Here is a 19,410-nt window from a genome sequence, read left to right on the forward strand (position 1 = left end):
CAGATTCCAGGACCCGCGATGCGCATCAGCACCCAATCCTTCTACGAGCAGAGCCTGCAGGCAATGGGCCTGCAGCAGCAGAAGCTGTTCAAGGTCCAGCAGCAGCTGGCGACCAATTCCAAGTTTCTGTCGGCCGGCGACGACCCGGTGGGCGCGGCGCGCGCGCTCGGCGTGGGCCAGACGCTGGCGGAGAGCGCCCAGTTCACCACCAGCCGCCAGCGCGCGGCACTGGCGCTCTCGACCGAGGAGAACGCGCTCAACTCGGTGACGGCCATTTTGCAGAACGTGAAGACGCTGGTCGTGCAGGCCGGCGGCGGGGGGCTGTCGGACGCCGACCGCGGCTCGATCGCCACCGCCATCCAGAGCAGCCTCGAGCAGCTCGTGGGTGTGGCCAACAGCGACAACGGCAACGGGCAGTACCTGTTCGCCGGTTTCAAGAGCGGTAGCCCGCCCTTCGTGATGGCCGCCGGCGGCGGCGTGCAATACGTGGGCGACCAGGGCGAGCGGCTGATGCAGATCGACGTGGCGCGCCAGATGTCGACCTCGGACGACGGCCGCAGCATCTTCCAGTCGGTGCAGGGTGGCGCGGGCTACGTGGCGTCGAGCGCATCGGCCAACACCGGCTCCGGCGTGTTCGGCGCGGTGAGCACCACCGACGCCACGGCCGCGAACTACGGCAAGGACTTCACCATCCGTTTCACCGGCACCGACTACACGGTGATGACCAAGGACACGCCGCCCGTGCTGGCCGCGTCGGGCCCCTTCACCGCCGGAAAGCCGATCTCGTTCGGCGGCGTGCAGGTCGCCATCAGCGGCACGCCGGCCAACGGCGACAGCTTCGACGTGTCGACCGCGAAGAATGCCGGCACCGACATCTTCGCGGCCCTGGGCGAGCTGGTGACCGCGCTGCGCGCGCCGCTCAACGGCGGTGGCGAAGCGGCCCAGGCCCAGCTGCGCAACGCACTGAGCACCGCCAACGTGAAGGTCACGAACGCGCACGACAATGTGCTCACGGTGATCTCGTCGGTGGGCTCGCGCCAGGTGGAGCTGGAAGCGCTCGACAGCGCCGCCGCGATGAACAAGCTGCAGGAAGAAAGCTACCTGTCGTCCATCGAGAACCTGGACCCCTACACCGCGATCTCGGAGTTCTATCAGCGCCAGGCCTCGCTGCAGGCCACGCAGATGACCTTTGCGCGGTTGAACAGCATCTCGCTCTTCAACTACCTGTAAGGGGCGAGGCGGCGCGTCGCCGGGCACTCCGGCGAGCGCCTTGTCTTGCTCAGGCGCGGATGTTCAAGGGCGCGAACGACTTCACCAGGTCGTCCAGCGCCTTCAGCTGCGTGAGGAAAGGCTCCAGCTGGTCCAGTGGCAGGGCGCTGGGGCCATCGCATTTGGCCTGCGCGGGGTCAGGGTGCGCTTCAAGGAAAAGACCCGCAAGGCCCACCGCCAGGCCCGCGCGCGCCAGTTCGGCCACTTGCTCGCGCCGCCCGCCGGAGACGGCGGCGTTCGCCTCGCGTTGCTGCAGGGCATGGGTCACGTCGAAGATGACCGGCAGGTTCCCGGTGACCTTCTTCATGGCACCGAAGCCCAGCATGTCCACCACGAGGTTGTCGTAGCCGAAGCAGGTGCCGCGGTCGCACAGGATGACGGGCGAGCTTCCGGCCTCGCGGATCTTCTCCACGATGTTGAGCACCTGCGACGGGCTCAGGAACTGGGGCTTCTTGACGTTGATGACCTTGCCCGTCTTCGCCATTGCCACGACCAGGTCGGTCTGGCGGGCGAGGAACGCGGGCAGTTGCAGGACGTCCACGACTTCGGCGACAGGCGCTGCCTGCCACGGCTCGTGCACGTCGGTGATGATGGGCACGCCGAATGCGGCCTTGACGGCCTCGAAGATCTTCATGCCCTCTTCCAGGCCGGGCCCGCGGAAGGAATGGATGGACGAGCGGTTCGCCTTGTCGAAACTGGCCTTGAAGACGTAGGGAATGCCCAGCTTCTGCGTGACGCGCAGGTACTCCTCGGCGGCGCGCAGCGCCATGTCCTTGGATTCCAGCACGTTGACGCCCCCGAACAGGACAAAGCCACCGCTGTTGCTGACGTTGATTTCGGAGTTGATGGCGACGGTAGTCAAGAAGAGCTCCTGTGTAGTGTTCGTTGCCCGCATTCTCGCGGTTCGGCTTCCGGCCCAAAATCGGGCCCTTGGCGAAAGGACACCCGCGATGACCATCACCATCACCGCCTTCGAACGCTCGCCCGACGGCGGCAAGGGCCTGGCGCGCGACACCCGCGTGCGCTGGGCGCTGGAGGAGGCCGGCCTGCCTTACGCGGTGCGCCTGGTGTCCTTCCACGCGATGAAGGAGGCCGCGCACCTGGCGCTGCATCCCTTCGGCCAGATTCCCACCTACGAAGAGGGCGACCTTGCGCTGTTCGAGACCGGCGCCATCGTGATGCACATCGCCGAACACCACCCGGGCCTGTTTCCCGCCGATGCCAACGCCAGGGCGCGCGCCATCACGTGGATGTTCGCCGCGCTCAACACGGTCGAGCCGCCCATCCTCGAACTCATCATCGTCAGGTTCGTGGAAGGCGACAAGCCCTGGAAGGACGAGCGCCTGCCCCTCGTCCAGGACCGCATACGCACCCGCCTGACCCAACTCGCCGCCCGCCTGGGCGACGCCGACTGGCTGGACGGCGGTTTCAGCGCGGGCGACCTGCTAATGGTGTCGGTGCTGCTGCGCCTGAGACCGTCCGGCCTGCTGAACGAGTTTCCCCGCCTGGCCGCCTATGTCGCGCGGGGCGAAGCGCGGCCGGCGTATCAGCGGGCGTTTGCGGCGCAGCTGGCAGTGAACGCGGCGCCTTCGCCCGCAGGTTGACGGCGCATCAAGGCGTGGTGGACGTCGCCGTGGTGGCTTGTGTCATGACGGTGCCCCATGCACCGCCGATGCGCTTCCAGACTTCCAGCACCCAGAGGCCGCCACCGAAAAAGCGGGTGACCACAAGATCGCCCTGCAGTTCGTGCTGCTCGCGCTCGCGCGGCACATAGGGCCGCTGCTTCTGCGTCTGAAGGTTGCCGATCCGCTCGGCCCGGGACATGAACTGTCCGTTCTGCTGGACCGTCGTGAAGTCGCTTGCGGTGTACTTGCTCCACTGCGTCGGATCGACGGCGTAGAAGGCTTCGTCTCGTGCGCGCATGGCGGCTTGAAGATCGGGAGGGAGCGTGTTCGTGGCGGTCATGAGGGCACTGTAGCGGTCATGCTGAGGACTGGCATGGGCGAATCCCCGCTACAGTGATCGGGCACATGCGTTCGATCAGTGCGAGCCTGCGTGGCCGATGCCCGTCGCGACCTTTGGAGCGTCTACCGCAGCGAGCACGAGGTGTTCAGGGCTGCTGCATTTCGGCTTCGCAGCCCCACCGTACAGACAGGGAACTTCATGCTCAAGCATCTCGCCAAGCTATTTCGTCGCAACACCGAGCCAGGGGCCGATCAGGCGTCCTCGGCTCCTCCCGCGTTGAACAATGCCGCAAGAGCCGCTGAAGGCGAGTCCGCCTCGATACGAAAAGAAGCCTTGGCGCGCTTCATGGGCTTGGCGACGGCACACCTGGGGGACGACGAAAGGCGTCGTCTCATGGACGCGATGCTTGTCAGCTTCGACACCTATGGCAATTCATCAGAGGCCTTCGAAGAGATTGCCTTGGGCAACGAGGGTCAAAAGATCGGCCAATGGTTCGTCATCCAATGTGACTGGAAGGCATCCGAGGAAGTGGAGTGGCAGATCGCCGAGGTCGCGTCCAGTTTCGGCATCTCGGAACGATGGAGTTGGAAAGAAGGCGTCGATGAACAAGACAGAACCGTGCCTGCCGGCTTGTGCGAGGTTGCGGACTGGGCCGCGCCGCTGGGCTTGGAGATGCTCCATATCGACATCGGAAGCGACACCTACTACGCCATCCTGATCAGACAGGACGACGCAGAAAGTGCACGCCAAGCCGCGCTTTCTGCCGGGATGAAAGTGCTGAGAACGCCCGAGTTCGAGGCAGCTCATGCGTAGGTGAGCCCACCACGACCTAGCACTGCGGAATTGGGGACGTGCCGAGACTCGCACTTTCACATCCAAGCAGTGACGGACTACGGTCAGCCACAAGAAGACTCGGAAACGCGTGAATGGGTGACTCGATACGGGTCACCCCTCGCTGGTTGGTCAGAACCACGGCGAGTGAGCTGCCACGCCGGTCGTCATGAGACCGTCATTCGCAAATGTGATGCTTGCCGGCGTTGAAATACTGTCCACTGGCTTGCCGATGCGCCCCTCTTCCTCCTTGTTGACTTCTGCACACCGTGGTTGTGGGCGAGTGGTTGTGCGAGGCCCGGGCCGGAGCAAGGAAGTTCGGCCGTGCGAGCCTTTGCCTCTGGACTGACTTGCACCGCAGTTTGCGTCTGTATCGCCTGGATATCGACAGCGAAGGCAATGGCCGCAGGCACTGACGTGCAGCCGGTCGACTCCGCCGCAAGCACCTCGTCCGAATCGCAGATGCTGGACTTCGATTTGCCGGCGCAGCCATTGGCGGCTGCCCTGGCGCAATACGCCGCGGTGTCGGGGCGATCGGTGATGTTCATCGACGAGTGGGTGGCCGGGCGAACGTCCGCACCGGTGCGCGGGCGCCATACGTCACATGCCGCCTTGCGGGCCTTGCTGGCCGGCACAGGTTTCACCGCGGATGACGTGGACACCCAGTTGTCGGGGGCTTTCATCCTGAAGCGCGTCGCGGCGTCGCCTGGGGTGGCGTCGGCCGCCGGTTCGAAACGCGGGTACGACGCCCTGGTTCAGGCCCGTGTCTGGGACGCGTTGTGCGCCGATCGACGCACGGCCCCCGGCCACTACCGCTCGATCCTGCAACTGCAGGTGGCCGCGTCGGGCCGCATCAGCCAGGCCAGCGTGGTTTCGTCTTCGGGAGATCCTGCACGGGACGCCGCCATGCTCGCGGCATTGGCCGACCTGACGATGGACCGCCCCCCGCCGGCGGACCTGGCGCTGCCGCTCACGCTCGCCATCCTTCCGCACGATGTCCTGCCCGGACCCCGCTGTGCCACGGTGCATTGACGCATGACGGAAAACGTCATTCCGCTGCTGCGCAGCTTCCTGGTGCAGCGCTACGACCAGCTCAAGCAGCGTCTGGCCCTGCGGCTGGGCAATGTCGAACTGGCGGAAGATGCCTTGCACGAAACCTGGCTGAAGCTGCAGCGCAGCCAGCCCATTGCGGGTCCCATTGCCACGCCCCAGGCGTATCTGCTGCGCATGGCGGTCAACCTGGCCATCGACGTGCGGCGCGCACAGAGTCAGGTCCTGGTGTCCGACGACATCGAGGCCCTGATGAACGAACTGCCGGACCCGGCGCCTGGTCCCGCCGAGGTGGCCGAAGCCCGTTCGCAGCTGGAGGCGCTGGATGGCCTGCTGTCGCGCCTGCCGCCGCGCCGCCGCGAGATCCTGTTGCTGGTTCGTCTGGAGGGCTGGTCCCAGCGGGACGTGGCCGAGCGGCTGGGCATTCCGGTGCGGACCGTCGAGTACGAACTGAAGGCCGCGCAGGACCTCCTGTTCTCACGGCTGGAACCGCGATCTGGCAGGTCTTCATGACGGCACGAAGAAAAAGTTTGCGGATTGGGGCGTCGGCAACCGTCTACACAGTACGGGGTCCCTGAGACCATCATGACGACGCACTCTCCATCACCGACGCTCCCCGAGACCTTGCGCGAAGACGCGCAGGCCTGGGTGCGCAAGCTGCATTCGGGCGCTGCCACGCAATGGGATGCGCAGGCGTTCCGTCGCTGGCGTGACGCAAGTCCCTTGCATCAGGCGGCGTTCGTCGAGGCCCGGCAGCAATGGCGGATGCTTCAACCCGCGCTGAACACGCTGGTGCGCACCGATGCCGAAGCGGCCAGGCTTCACCGCGAGACTCTGCGCAAACCTGCAGCGAGCCGCCGGGCATTCCTGGGCATGGCGGGCGCAGCCGCCGCCGCAGGTGTCGCGGGGGTGGCGGTCTATTCGCCCCTGGGGTTGTGGCCCGCGGCCCATGAGTGGAATGCGGACTGGCGCACAGCCGCCGGCGAGCAGCGCGCGATCGCGCTGTCAGATCAGATCGGCGTGACCTTGAACACACGCACCAGCATTCGCCGCCTGACCTCGGACGGCGAGACCGTGGGGCTGGACCTGTTGAGCGGCGAAGCGGCGATCGAGATGCCGGGCAGCACGCGCAGCTTCAGCGTCGTGGCCGGCGCGGGCCGCAGCATTGCCGAATCGGCGCGTTTCGAGATCAGCCACCTGGAAGGGCGGGTGTGCGTGACCTGCTTGGCGGGGCGCGTGCGCATCGAGCATCCGGCCGGCGACCGTCTGCTGCTTGCACGCCAGCAGGCGGTCTATCGCGAGCATTCGATCAGCGGCATCGCCGCCATCGACCCCGAGGTGGCTTCCGCCTGGCAGCGCGGTGAACTCGTGTTCAAGCAAACCCCCTTGTCGATGGTGCTGGACGAGATCAATCGCTACCGCCCCGGGCGTGTGGTGCTGATGGTGGATTCGCTGCGAGACAAGACGGTCACCGCGACCTTCAAGCTCGACCGTCTCGATCTGGCATTGCTCCAGATGCAACGCTCCTTCGGCTTGAACGCCCGGTCGCTCCCTGCCGGTGTGCTGGTCCTGAGCTAGTGTGCTGTCCGCCGCACTGTGACGATTTCGTGACCTCGTCGTGGTGCAACGCGTGCCAGCCGTTGATTCGCAAGGACTTTCCCGATCGAGGCCGAAGCGGAGCGTGCTGGCCATCGAATAGCCCAAAAATATTCTTCTGGAATTCGACGTTCCCGTCCCGTCAAGAAACTAACGGCCCTTGCCGCGTTGGCTTTCGATTGCCAGCGCAAGGGCTTCTTGAATGGGGTTGGCCTGCGCGAAGCGGGTCGCCCCTTCGACACAGTCTTCACTTCGGCGGGAATGAGAAATGACCACACGTTGGCACAACGAAAAGAATCGCTCGACACGCGCGGCGCAGCAGGTTTTCAGGATGCTCCCGGTCGCGCGGGCCATCGCGGTGGCGCTGGCTGCAGGCGGGGTCCTCGGCAGCGCGCACGCACAGCGGGCGTTCAGTCCGGCGTGGTTCGCTGACAAGGGCGCGACGCAGGCGGGCGCGATCGCCACGGGCAAGCTGCCGAACGGCATGCCGGCGTCCAACCTGACCCATCCGACGCAGCCATCGACAGCGGCGAACCAGCGGCTGCAGACGTCCATCAACAACCTGAACGTGGCCGCGCGTACGATCGCCGCGCAGCAGGCGCACCAGGTACAGCAGCGGGCCGAGGCGCTGGCCAGCGGCGCATCGGCGCCCGACGGCCTGACCGAAGGTGGCCTGAAGGTCGACACCCAGTCGCTGACCGCCGGCTGGCTCAACGCCAGGAATCCCGTGCAGACGGCGGCCAGCGGCAGGACCACGGTCACCATCGAACAGACCGCCGACAAGGCCATCCTGAACTGGGAGACCTTCAACGTCGGCAAGAACACGACGGTGAAGTTCGACCAGCGTGCCGGCACCCACGCCAAGACGGGCGTCAACGACTGGGTCGCGCTCAACCGCATCAACGACCCCAGTGGCCGCCCCAGCGAAATTGCCGGCCGGATCGAGGCGGAGGGCAGCGTCTACCTCGTCAATCGCAACGGCATCCTGTTCACGGGCAGCAGCCAGGTCAACGTGCGCAACCTGGTCGCCTCCAGCCTGAAGCTCAGCGACGAGCAGTTCAAGGCTGGTCTCAACACGCGCCTGGGAACGAAGGCCGGCGACCCCGGCTACTGGAGCGGCCTGGAGGTGGCCGTCGGGGTTCCCACCTTCGGCGAGAACTCCAAGGTGATGCCGAGCGATCCGAACGTCCTCTTCGAAGACATGGGCCCGGCCTTCGATCCGGGCAAGCCGCCGGGCGATGTGAAGGTGCTGGCCGGCGCGCAGATCACGGGGCAGGGGGGCCATGTGCTGATGTTCGCGCCCAAGGTCAGCAATGCGGGCAGCATCCGCACGCCGGGCGGCCAGACGCTGCTGGGCGCCGGCGAGAACGTGTGGCTGGAAGCCAAGGAGATCAGCCCCACCGTGCACGGCTTCGATGCCGTCGCCTCGTCGGTGCGGCCCTGGGTCTTCCCGGCCAAGTTCCTGATCACGCCGCAGTCAGGTCCCGCCTATCAGCCCTATCTGTTCGGGCGCATCGTGTCCGACATCCTGCCGCTCATGGAGCAGCGCGCGGCGCAGGTCGGCTACAGCGTGCACAACACCGGCATCGTCCAGGCCGACCACGGCGACATCACCATGGTGTCGCGCGAAATCAACCAGGGCGGCATCCTGCAGGCCAGCACCGCGCTGAACAACCGCCCCGGCTCCATCCGCCTGCGCGCCTGGGGCCAGGGCGTCTACAACATCGACATCAACCTGGCGGCCAACGCCTCGCGCCTGGCGGCCTGGTCGGGCGGCATGCTGACCCTGGGACCGGACAGCATCACCCAGGTCGTCAACGACTGGCAGGACACCACCCGGATCGAAAGCGGCTCGCTGGCCAACCGCTACCAGCCCGGCCGCATCGAGCTCTACGGCAAGGCGATCGACGTGCAGACCCGTGCCCAGGTCACGGCCGCCGCGGGCAACATCGACATCCAGGCGCAAGCCAATCCTGCCGCGCTGCTGCGAAACACGCAGGTGGGCGACGGCAGCCGCATCCTCGTCGGCGAGCAGGCCACCATCAGCACCGCGGGACTGCTGCAGATGCCGGTGGACATGGCCAGCAATTTCGTCGAGGCCGAACTGCGCATCAACGAACTGCGCGACTCCCACCTGCAGGCAGGGACCTGGCTGTACGGCCGGAAGGTCGTCGTGGACCGGCGCAGGTCGGGCACCTTCAAGGGTCTGATGGCGGGCGTCGAATGGGTCACGGACGACTCCGGCAAGGCGGTCAAGGGCGTCTGGGTCGGCACGCCACTGGCGGACGTGACGGGCTGGGTGGGCAATGGCCTGATCGGCCTGTCGGAGCTGGCGGCGCGAGGCGGCGACATCACCATCCAGTCCAACGGCTCGGTGATCACGCGGCCGGGCTCCATCCTGGATGTGTCCGGCGGCTCGGTGCGCTACAGCGACGGCTGGAACACGGAAACCCTGCTGCGCGGCGCGGACGGGCGCACCTACACCATGTCGTCCGCGCCGGCGGACATGACCTACACGGGCATCGCGGGCCAGTACCTGAACACGCATGCGCGCTGGGGCGTCACGCACACCTACGTCAACCCGCTGATGTCGGGCAAGCGCTGGGAGCCGGGCTACGAGGAAGGCCGCAATGCCGGTTCGATCGACATCCGCGCCGGCAGCGCCTTCATCCTGGAAGGCGAGTTCAAGGGCTCGGTGCAGCCCGGCGACCGGGTGCAGGAAGCGTCCGAGCTGCCGCGCGCCGGCCGCCTGGTGGTGGGCTCCAACCGAGCACAGGAGGGCATGTGGACCCTGGGCCAGGTCGTCATCAGCGACAAGCCTGCGTTGCTGCCAACGGGATTCAGCATCGACAGCCCGCTGGGCAGGGATGCCTTCCTCTCCGAGCCGGAAGGGCAAGCCCCCGGCGCCGGCGCGGGTCTGGGCCGCACCACCTGGCTGTCCGCCGCGGGGCTGAGCAACTCGGGCCTGGGCGCCATCGAGTTGAACCTCAACACCGGCTTCGTGCTGGAAGAAAGCGCGGTGTTGAACCTGCAGCCGGGGGCGCGCTTCACGGCCGCGGTCTACGACGGCCAGGGCATCCCCGGCAACTTCGACATCCAGGGCCGGATCATCGCCCCGGGCGGCGCCATTTCCCTGAGCGCAGGCGGCAAGGCGGACAGCGTGCTGCGCCTGGGTGCGAACAGCCTCTTGAGCGTCGCGGGCCAGTGGGTCAACGACAGCGGTGGCGGCGTCACGCTGGGCCGCGCCATCCACGGTGGCTCGATTGCACTGGGGACGCCGATCAAGGAGGGCCTGGGCACGGTGTACGGCAACGTGGACGTGGCTGCGGGCGCGACGCTGGACGTGTCCGGCGGCGGTTGGCTGTCGGGTGTCACGTCGGGCGGCAAGGCGGGCAAGGTGCAGGCGGGCAACGGCGGAGCCATCAGCCTGACGGCGTTCGACAACACGGCGCTCGGCACGCTGGATCTGCGCGGCTGGTCGGGGGGCGATGCGTCGCGGCTCACCCTCACGGCGACCGGCGATGTGCAGGTGGGCGGCGCCGCGCCGGCGGGCGGGGCCGCGGAAGGAACGACATCGGGCACGGCCAGGCTGCTGCACCTGCCGGAAACGCTGTACGCCGAGCGCGGCTTCGGCACGATCGGCATCCGCTCGCTCGGCGGGGACGTCGTGGTCGCGGAAGGCGCACAGGTGCACATCCAGCCCACGAGTTGGGACATGCCCGCGGCGGTATCGGCGCTGCGCACGCTGCCCAGCGGCAGCGCATTGGGCTCTGCGCTGGCCCCCGTGGCGTTGGACGCGTTGAGCGAGCAGCGCCGCGCCGCGCGCGCGCCTGGCGGCCTGTCGCTGGGGACCACCGCGTCCGGCGGGGACATCCGCATCGACGCGAACGCCACCATCCGCACAGAACCCGGCGGCACGATCTCGCTGGACGCGGACGGGTCCGGGCGGGCTTCCGTGCTGGTGGCGGGCCGCGTTGTGGCACCCGCCGGAACGCTGAAGATCCGCGCCAAGAAAACCTTGACGCTGGCCGACGGGGCCGAGCTGCTGCTGCCCGGGGTGGCGCAGATCTTCCACGACCCGGCCATGCGCCTGCGCCAGGGCAAGGTGCTCCCGGGCGGCATGGTCACGCTGGACGCCGGCACGCTGGATGCGCAGGCGGGTGCGCTGATCGACGTGTCGGGCGCGCGGGGCACGGTGGAATACTGGGATCGCGGCACGGGTGCGCTCGGCGCGCTGCGGCGCGTGGAACAGGAACTGGGCAGCGACGGCGGCGCGATCGTGATGACGGCCGCGGCCGGTGGCGCCATGAATGCCCGGCTTCGCGCCCACGGCGGCAATGCCCAGGCGGCGGGCGGGTCGTTGTCCATCACGGACACCAGCTCGGCCGGGAGTTCGTCCGGAGATCTGGTGGCGCCGGACATCGGCTCCTTCCTCTATTACAAGAATCCGGCCGGCACGTACACCTTCAACGGAGAAAAGTACTCGCGGATCATCGGGACCTCCGGCAACCTCGACGTGCATGACGAGCACGCCGGCGACGTCAAGATGACCAGCGCGATGCGCACGGCGATCAACACGGCGCTGCCAACGTTGGTTTCGAGCAGCAACGGGCTCGTCGTCGACGCGGGTGCGGCGCTTGCCGCGGGACCGGGCCGTGACATGGCGCCGTGGGAACACGACGCGACCATCGACAAGCGGGTGGTCGAACTGCTCAACAAGTATTTCTGGAGCGGAACCGGAACGGCACTGAGCCACAAGATCAACATCGGCAACATCGCCACCTCGGATGGCACCCTGCACGTCTCGGCGAAGGCACTGCAGGACACGGGCTTCTCGGCGGTCGATCTGCGTTCCACGCAAGTGGGCGTGCAGCTGGCCGGCGGTGTCGATCTGAACATTGCGGGTCGCCTGGCCATCACCGCCCCGGTCATCAAGAGCGACGGGCTGGGCGGCGTGGTGCGCTTGCACGCCCACCATCTGCAACTGAACCCGTTGGCAGGCGCTGTCGGTGCTGTGGGCGCCACGGCCCCCAATGCGGGCGAACTGATCCTGTCGGCCAGCCAGGCCATCGACATCGCAGGCAATGGCCTGAAGGGCGCGGCTGCGTCGCCCCTCGACGTCAAGCTGCGCGGCTTCGAACGCACGGTGCTGGAAACCGGTGACCTGCGCTTCGTGGCGGGGGCCTACAGCGAAGGCGGCACCGACTACGACGACCCCCAGCTTAGGGCCACGCTGGACGTGGGCGGCGCGCTGGAGATCAAGGCCGCGCAGGTCTACCCGGCCACGGCCGTCACGGCGAAGATCAACTCGGACAAGTCCATCACCGTGCGCGGCAACGGGAGCGCCGAAGCGCCTCTGTCGGCCGGCGGCAGCCTGACGCTGAACGCGCCCGTCATCGAGCAGGACGGCGTGCTGCGCGCGCCCTTCGGGCAGATCGCGCTCAATGCCGGCGAACGCCTGACGCTGGGCACGAACAGCCTGACCTCGGTGTCCGGTGCGGGCCTGGATGTGCTCTACGGCACCCTGCGCAACGCCGAGTACTGGCTGGACCCGGCCAATCCGCAGGGCCGCAACCGTGCCAATGCCGGCGATGCCACGTCCCTGGACGAAAACCGTTATCTGTCGTCCCTGCCCGAAAAGCGCGTGCTGCTGCAGGCGCCCGATGTGGCCATGGCCGCGGGCGCGGTGGTGGACATCGCGGGCGGCGGAGACCTGCATGCGTGGGAGCACGTGCCCGGCTCGGGCGGCTCGCATGACGTGCTGACGCTGCCCGGCATGTACGCCGTGCTGCCGGGCTACCAGGGACTGTCGCCCGTGGCGGGCGGTGCGGCGGGCCGGAAGGTCTGGCTGGCCGGTGGTGGCCTGGGGGCCGGCTGGTACACGCTCCTGCCGGCGCGCTATGCGCTGCTGCCCGGCGCCTTCGCGGTGCAGAGCACGGGCCAGGCCTTGCCGGCCTGGGCCGCGTCCCGCGGCGAGGTGGCCGGCCTGCGCGACGGTTCGATGATCGTGGCAGGGCGGGAACAAGACACGATCACTGGCGCGCGGGATGCCACGGCCTCGGGCTGGCGCGTGCTGCCTGGTGGTCTGGTGCGCAAGGTCAGCGAATACAACGAAGCCCGGGGCAACGCTTTCTTCTCATCGGATGCGTTCAAGCTGACGCAATACCGCCTGACAGGACAAGACGTCGTGACCCCGCGCCTGGCGCGCGACGGCGGCGCCGTGGTGTTCAAGGCCAGCCACGCCCTCACGCTGGACGGCGAACTGCGCGCGCAGCCCGATGCGGGCGGGCGCGGCAGCCTGGTGGACATTGCCGCCTCCAAGATCGCCATCGTCGGCGCGGGGCAGGACAGCAGCGACCTGCGCGCCGATGGCTACCTGGTCGTGGATGCCGGCAGCCTGACGCGCTTCGGCGCGGGCAGTCTGCTGGTGGGTGGCACGCGCACGGGCGATGTGCGAGGCCTGCAAGTGGACGTGGCCGCCAGCGATGTGGTGCTGCGCAACTCGGCAGGCACCGCGTTGAGCGGTCCTGAGGTGATCCTGGCCGCGGCGAATGCGGTGTCGATCGAGTCGGGCAGCGTGCTGCGCGCGGACGGCAAGGCGTCGGGCGACGAAGCGAACCTGGTGCTCAAGCCGCAGGTGGCGGCCGTGTGGAGCGACAACAACACGCCGAACGATACCAGCGACGACCACATCACCACACCTTCGAAAGACTGGGGTGCGCTGGTGCGCGTGAGCAGCGGCCAGGCCGTGCGGGCACTGCGCGAGAACGTGGACACCACGACCGGCGGCCAGGTGCGCATCGGCGCCGGCGCGCTGCTGCAGGGTGGCGAGGCCTTGCTGCTCGACGCCACCAACACCACGGAGATGGCCGCCGGCGCGCAGTTGTCGGGCACGGCCTTGTCGGTGGCCGCGAGCCGCATCGGCATCGGGGGCGGCAGCGGCGGACTGGTGCTGGACACCGACGCGCTGGCGCAGTTGTCGAACACGCAGGCGCTGACGCTGCACAGCTACGGCAGCCTGGACTTCCATCGCACGCTGGACATGCGCGGCCTGGCGAAGGTGGTGCTCGACGCCGCGGCCTTGCGCGGCCATGGTGCTGACGCCGTGCAGGTGCAGGCCTCGCACTTGACGCTGCAAAACACCGGCGCCTCGTCGAGCGGCGCGGCAACGGGCGGCGGTCGTCTGGAACTGAAGGCCGACGAGCTGGTGCTGGGCGTGGGCGACAAGAAGGTGTCCGGCTTCGATCAGGTGTTGCTGTCGGGCAGCCGGCGCATCGCCGGCGAAGGCAGCGGCAGCCTGGATGCCGGCGCGGCGGCGCTGACGCTGCACACGCCGGTGCTGCAAGGCGTGTCCGGCGTCGACCAGACCCTGCGCACGCAGGGCCAGCTGGTGCTGCAGCAGGACGCGCAGCTGGATGCGCAGGCGCTGGCCGACCTGGGCCGTGCCAGCCTGGGCGCGCGTCTCAACCTGTCGGGCCAGGGCGTGACCGTGGGGCTGCCGGTGCTGGCGCTGGGCGGCAGCATCGCGATCGATGCCGGCACGGGGAACCTCACGCTGGCGGCGCCGGGCCGCCTGCACGCAGGGGGTCTGGAAAAGGTCTTCTTCGACGTGGCCCAGTACGTGGATGCCGGCCAGATCAGCCTGGCGACGTGGGGCGGGTTGATCGACCTGGCACCGGGCAGCCTGCTGGACCTGTCCGCCCATCCGCGCGGCGGCGACGCCGGCAGCCTGACGGTGGATGCATCGGCGGGCGGACGGGTGAACTTCGGCGGCACGCTGCAGGCGCAGGCCGCTTTCGGTGGCAAGGGTGGCCAGGGCGGCAAGGGCGGCAACTTTGCGCTGGCCATCGATCGGTTGACCGACTTCGGCGCGCTGGCGCGAACGCTCAACGACGCGGGCTTCAGCCAGTCGCGGCAGTTCCGTGTCCGCCAGGGCGACCTGACCATCGCGGGCGACACGCGGGTGGCCGACTTTGAAGTCATCACCGATCGCGGCGTGATTTCCGTCGACGGCACGGCGCGCGTCGATGCCAGCGCCGCCTATGGCGGCAGCATCCGCCTGGTGGGCGGCGCGGGGCTGACGATGCAGCCGGGCGCGGTGCTGGCGGCCCGTGCCACCGACGCCGTCGACGGCGTGGGCAGCAGCCGCATCGACCTGGAAGCGGTCGATGGCCAGCTGCACCTGGCCGGCGGCACGCTGGACCTGAGCGGCGGCGAAGGCGGCAAGCTGCGGCTGCGCGCGCAGCGCACCGCAGGCAACGATGGCCTGAACGTCACGGCGCTGAACGCCACCGTGCAGGGCGCGCGCTCCGCGGTGCTCGAAGGCGTGCGCCGCTACGCCAGCACGGACGGCACGGTGGAATCCGTGGCGACGCAGGCGATCACCGAAGCCAATGCCTTTGCAGGCCGCACCGGCATCCTGCCGGGGCTCGGCGGCAACGCGGGTGCCTACACCTTGGCGGCGGGCATCGAGATCAGCAGCGCAGGCGACCTGACGCTGGGCCGCGACTGGAACCTGTTCGACAGCTTCGGCGCGGCGCACCGCGAAGGCACGCTGACGCTGCGCGCCGGCGGCAACCTGAACATCGACGGCCACCTGAGCGACGGCTTCGACGTGGCGGGCCGCGACAACGGCGCGGGCCGGGCGGCGCGGCTGCAGCAGGCGGCCTCGTGGAACCTGCGCCTGGTGGCGGGCGCGGACCTGGGGTCGGTCGATGCGCTGGCCACGCGGCCATCGGGCGCGCTCGCGGTCGACACCGGCACGATTCGCGTGGGCACGGCCGGCGCCGAGTCGGGCGCCGGCAAGCTGGTGCGCACCGGCAGCGGCGACCTGACGGTACGCGCCGGGCGCGACCTCGTGCTGGCGCACAAGGAGTCCGCGCTGTACACCGCAGGCCGGGCCGAGGCCGATCCCACCCTGGGCGGCGGCTTCGACACCGCCAGCGTCGATGCCCAGTACGGCACCGCAGGCGGTCACGTGGATGTCGCGGTCCAGGGCAGTGTGCGCGCGCCCACCGCGCAGGGCGCGCGTTCGGACCAGATCCTCACCGAATGGCTGTTCCGCCAGGGCCGCTATGGCGGAGATCTCAGCAGTCCCACCGGCTACTACGACGCGTACAACGTGGGCGAGAGCTGGGCGCCGGTCATGTCCGACCGGGGCCAGCAGCCGAGCTGGTGGGTGAACTACGCCAGCTTCCAGCAGGGCCTGGGCGCGCTCGGAGGCGGCAACGTGAAGCTGTCGGCGGGCGGCGACCTGGTGAACCTGGTGGTGGCCTTGCCCAGCACCATGCGCGTGACAGGCGGGCGTTCCGCCAGCGATGCCGCAGCGTCCCAGGTGACCCGCAATGGCGGGCAGCTGCAGGTGGCGGCGGGCGGCACCCTGAAGGCCGGCCAGTACTACGTGGGCCGCGGCGCCGGCGAGATCGAGGCAGGCGCCAGCGCCCCCGGCTATACCCTGACCGGCATCTCGAGCAGCTGGCCCAACGCCCCCTATGCCTACGACATCGCGCCTGTGCTGGCGCTGTCGGACGCCACGCTGAAGCTGCAAACGCTGGGCGTCCTGGTCCTGCAGACCGTGATCGACCCGATGCAGATCCGCCGTGCCTACATCGACCAGGCCGACCGGGACACCAGTGGCGCGTCCAGCCATGCGATGTTCATGAGCAGCCAGACAGAGCGCAGCGCCGTCAACCTGGTGTCCACCGGCGGCAATGTGCGCCTGGTCAACCAGTCGGAATTCGTGGCAGGCAACGACACGGAGAACACCACCAGGCTGGTGAGCGGCATGACGGACACCAAGCTCCAGACGGACATGGTGGGCCTGTACCCGGCCAAGGTGAGCGTGTCGGCCCTGAGCGGCAACATCGACATCGCAGGCCTGCTGGCGATGGCGCCGGCGAACAGCAGCGACCTGTCCTTGCTGGCCGCGAAAGACCTGCGCTTCCTGCGCGGCAGCAGCCTGCAGAACACGGGTGCCATCGTCATGACCCAGACCACGCTGGACAAGTGGCCGTCGATATTCCGTCCGTGGATGGGTTTCACGGTCACGCTGGGCGGGGCATCGGCGTTCGGCGCGCCGCTGAAGTCGGTCTATGGCGGCTTCTCGGTGACGAACACGTTCCTGCTCAACAGCCTCAATGGCATGGAGCTGTTCGACAACCCCGATGTGCTGCCGATGCAGGTGCATGACTTCACGCCCAGCCGCCTGTACGCGGCGACCGGTTCCATCAGCGACCTGAATCTGATCGCGTCGGAATCGGTGCACGTGCAGGCCGGCACCGACATCCGCAACTTCGAGCTCAGCGCGCGCAACCTGCGCCCCACCGACACCACCATGCTGGCGGCGGGCAACGACATCCTGGCTGTCGCCAACAGGCTCCTGTCGCACCGCTATGCGCTATACGGCGGAGACGCGGCGTCGTACTACTACGACAGGGGCAGCCGCACCGCGCTGCAAGGGCCGGGCTCCCTGCTGCTGGTGGCCGGGCGCGACATCCAGGGCAACAACCTGTCGCTGTACACCAATGCCAATCGCTATTGGAACTACGTGTCGGCCACGCCGCTGGGCGAAGAATCGAACCTGATCAAGGCCCTGCCCGTCGAGGGCGCCGACATCACCCTGATGGCCGGCATGAACAAGGCCGCCAGCTACGACGCCTTCGAGCGGGCCTACCTGAACCCGGCCAACGTGGCCGCCATGCCGGACTACCTGAAGACCACCCTGGCCGACGGCACCGCGGCGCCGCTGTACCTGACCGACGGGGTGGAGAACCGCGGCGACCTGGCCAAGCTGGCGCGACGGGGCCTGGTGTCCTTCGTGGAAGGCATGCTCGGCGCCGACAAGGTCGCCAGCCTCACTGGCACCGCGGACGGCAAGCTGAGCCCGCAACAGGCGTGGGAGCAATACCGGCAGTTGCCGCCCTTGGTGCGCGAGCAGTTCCTGCGCCAGGTCTTCGTCTATGAGCTGCGCCAGGGCGGGCGCGACCAGAACGGGGGCGACGGGCAGGACAGTCCGATCAACGGCGGCTACCGCCGCGGCTTCGCGGCCATCGACACGCTGTTCCGCGGTACGGAGACCGAAAGCCAGCCCGCGCGCTATGCCGCCGATCTGCCGGACAACTGGCGCAGCAGCTGGACGGGTGCGGGCAGCATCGCCGCGACCCGGATGGCGGCGCGTACTCACCAGGGAGGCGACGTCAATGTCTTCACCCCCGGCGGTGGCCTGCAGGTGGCGGCGCTGGGCGCAGCGGTGCCCGAGGGATACGGCCTGGTGACCCTGGCGTCGCCCGGACAGGTCAATGTGTTCGCGGACCAGGACGTCATCGTGAACCGCTCGCGCATCCTGTCCTTCGTCTCGAAAGCCGAGCCGCTGGGCAGCGACCAGGTGCTGTGGTCCAGCCGGGGCGACATCGACGCCGGCCGCGGCGCCAAGACGGTGCGCGTCCCGCAGGCGCCGGAGGTCACCGCGGACGAGGACGGCAACATCCTCGTGCAGGAAAAGCGCGACATGAGCGGCGCCGGCATCGGCACCGTGGGCGAAGGCGACGTGGACCTGGTGGCACCGAAGGGGACCATCAATGCCGGCGACGCCGGCATCCGGGTCGCCAGCAACCTCAACATCGCCGCGCTGCAGGTGCTCAACGCCGACAACATCCAGGTTCAGGGCAAATCGTCCGGGCTGCCGGTGCTGGCGGCGGTGAACATCGGCGCACTGACCAATGCCAGCGCGGCGGCGGCGTCGGCCGCCATCGCGGCGCAGGAATCCATGCAGCAGGAGCGGACCGCGGCACGGCGCAACCTGCCATCGGTGTTCACGGTGCGGGTGCTGGGCTTCGGCAACGAGAGCCTGCCTCCGGGAGGTGCGGGTGCATCGTCGCAGCCACGCGCCGGCGCGCCCGCGAGCGCTTCGCTTCGCTACGACCCGACCAACGCCGTGCAGGTGCTGGGACATGGCAAGCAGTTCGACGCATCCGTGATGTCGTTGTTGACCGAAGCCGAGAAGACCAAGGTGCGACATGCCAAATGAGACGATGTCCCCGGTCGAGTTCGGTCTCGTGGGCAACGGTGAGCTTCCCGGCGTCGTGCTGCGGGCGTTCCTGACGGCGAACTACCAGTACCTGCATCGCCGCCTGGCCCGCGATCTCGGCTGTTCCGACGAGGCCAGCGAGTGCCTGCACGACGCCTGGCTGCGCCTGGGCGACATGACACCCTCGGAGCCTGTGCGCAGTCCCGGGGCCTATGTCTATCAAACGGCGCGCAACCTGGCCATGGATCGCCTGCGCAGCGATCGACCCTGGCAGTACACGGCCGAGCTGGACACGGCCCTCGAGTTCCTGGTCGACCATGCGCCTGGCCCGGATGCCATCGCCGAGGCGCGCTCGGCGGTGGAGGCCGTCGAACGGGCCATGCAGCGGCTGCCGCATCGGCATCGCTCGGTGCTCGTCGCACTGCGCATCGAGGAGATGACCCGCCAGGACGTGGCGGACCGGCATTGCATCTCCCTGCGCAGGGTGGACACGGCACTACGCCAGGCCCTGGACCATTGCGCGCATGCGTCCGGCCACACCGTGAGGGCGGAAGTCCCTTCTTCGCCCCGGCGTGGCCTTTCCCGGCGCTGGCAGGAGAACGTCGTCGCCCCGATGCGCGCCGGCGCGCCACGCCCGGACCGATGAATCCCGCGTGCTCGTGACAATGGCGTCA

General features: G+C 68.6%; 10 protein-coding genes. 8 read left to right on the top strand and 2 right to left on the bottom strand.

Features of this window, described 5'->3' with window-relative positions:
- Window positions 1–18: 18 nt before the first annotated feature.
- Window positions 19–1,230 carry a flagellar hook-associated protein FlgL gene (gene flgL / locus D3H34_RS07540; RefSeq protein ID WP_119552818.1) on the top strand — a complete coding sequence of 404 codons (1,212 nt, stop codon included), beginning with the start codon at window positions 19–21 and terminating at the stop codon, window positions 1,228–1,230.
- Window positions 1,231–1,279: 49 nt separating this feature from the next.
- Here flgL and kdsA read toward each other — a convergent pair whose 3' ends face one another.
- Entirely contained in the window at window positions 1,280–2,131 is an 852-nt protein-coding gene (gene kdsA / locus D3H34_RS07545) for a 3-deoxy-8-phosphooctulonate synthase (RefSeq protein WP_286185510.1), read from the bottom strand.
- 88 nt (window positions 2,132–2,219) lie between these two features.
- Between kdsA and D3H34_RS07550 the strand changes: the two genes are divergently transcribed.
- On the top strand, window positions 2,220–2,873 hold the full coding sequence (locus D3H34_RS07550; protein ID WP_119552820.1) for a glutathione S-transferase family protein: 654 nt from the start codon (window positions 2,220–2,222) through the stop codon (window positions 2,871–2,873).
- Between the two features lie 7 nt (window positions 2,874–2,880).
- On the opposite strand, the gene D3H34_RS07555 is transcribed toward D3H34_RS07550, so the two are convergent.
- Window positions 2,881–3,234 (bottom strand): nuclear transport factor 2 family protein, encoded by a 354-nt coding sequence (locus D3H34_RS07555; protein ID WP_119552821.1) that lies wholly within the window; start codon window positions 3,232–3,234, stop codon window positions 2,881–2,883.
- A gap of 198 nt (window positions 3,235–3,432) precedes the next feature.
- On the opposite strand from D3H34_RS07555, the gene D3H34_RS07560 reads away from it, so the two are divergent.
- The 6 genes from D3H34_RS07560 to D3H34_RS07585 all read left to right on the top strand — a co-directional run bounded on the left by D3H34_RS07560 (window position 3,433) and on the right by D3H34_RS07585 (window position 19,382).
- Entirely contained in the window at window positions 3,433–4,047 is a 615-nt protein-coding gene (locus D3H34_RS07560) for a DUF6630 family protein (protein ID WP_167481144.1), read from the top strand.
- A gap of 435 nt (window positions 4,048–4,482) precedes the next feature.
- Window positions 4,483–5,097, top strand: a complete 615-nt coding sequence (locus D3H34_RS07565) for an STN domain-containing protein (RefSeq protein WP_167481145.1) — start codon at window positions 4,483–4,485, stop codon at window positions 5,095–5,097.
- Between the two features lie 3 nt (window positions 5,098–5,100).
- Entirely contained in the window at window positions 5,101–5,628 is a 528-nt protein-coding gene (locus D3H34_RS07570; RefSeq protein WP_119552824.1) for an RNA polymerase sigma factor, read from the top strand.
- A 72-nt stretch (window positions 5,629–5,700) separates the two neighbouring features.
- Window positions 5,701–6,693, top strand: a complete 993-nt coding sequence (locus tag D3H34_RS07575) for a FecR family protein (protein ID WP_119552825.1) — start codon at window positions 5,701–5,703, stop codon at window positions 6,691–6,693.
- A 349-nt stretch (window positions 6,694–7,042) separates the two neighbouring features.
- Entirely contained in the window at window positions 7,043–18,736 is an 11,694-nt protein-coding gene (locus tag D3H34_RS07580) for a filamentous hemagglutinin family protein (protein WP_167481146.1), read from the top strand.
- A gap of 4 nt (window positions 18,737–18,740) precedes the next feature.
- Window positions 18,741–19,382, top strand: a complete 642-nt coding sequence (locus D3H34_RS07585) for an RNA polymerase sigma factor (protein ID WP_167481147.1) — start codon at window positions 18,741–18,743, stop codon at window positions 19,380–19,382.
- Window positions 19,383–19,410: the final 28 nt, after the last annotated feature.

The organism is Acidovorax cavernicola (genome assembly GCF_003581445.1).